We start from the raw sequence: 458 nt of genomic DNA, 5'->3' as shown, positions 1-458 counted from the left end.
GAGCTGGAGGGTCTGGAGGAGGACCCCGAGGCCGGTCTCGACTCCTGACGCTCCCGGGGCACCCGCTCGGCCGATTTGCCTGACGCCGATCCGTTCCCGTACCCTTCCACGGAAGCCAAAGACCGCTGGTCGTTGCCGTGCGCTCGCAAGAGGGCGCGGTGGCCGAAGGATCCGCTGAACTGCGGACGACCCGCGCAGGTGACTGTGGAAGAGCTCCCGGAATTCGCCGCCGAGCGCGTGCGAGAAACCGGTCGAGCCTCGCCCCGTGCGCCTGCGCCCGGGGCGTTTCGTTTTCCCCAGTCCTCCTTCGGGTCCGCGCGGTCCGAATCACCCGGAAGGAGGCCGAGGCTCTATGGCGAGGCCCGACAAGGCTGCCGCGGTTGCCGAGCTGACGGACAAGTTCCGCAGCTCCAACGCCGCCGTGCTGACCGAGTACCGCGGTCTCACCGTGGCGCAGC

1 protein-coding gene is annotated in these 458 nt (G+C 69.7%); it reads left to right on the top strand.

Features of this window, described 5'->3' with window-relative positions; translation table 11 throughout:
- Positions 1-352: 352 nt before the first annotated feature.
- A partial coding sequence (gene rplJ, locus KDL01_RS45785; protein WP_212534275.1) for a 50S ribosomal protein L10 occupies positions 353-458 on the top strand: 106 nt, incomplete at its 3' end.

The sequence above is a fragment of the Actinospica durhamensis genome, from assembly GCF_018139695.1.
Taxonomy (GTDB): Bacteria; Actinomycetota; Actinomycetes; order Streptomycetales; family Catenulisporaceae; genus Actinospica; species Actinospica durhamensis.
The sequence above is the reverse complement of the archived record's forward strand: the minus strand, read 5'-3'. Positions and strand labels throughout refer to the sequence as shown.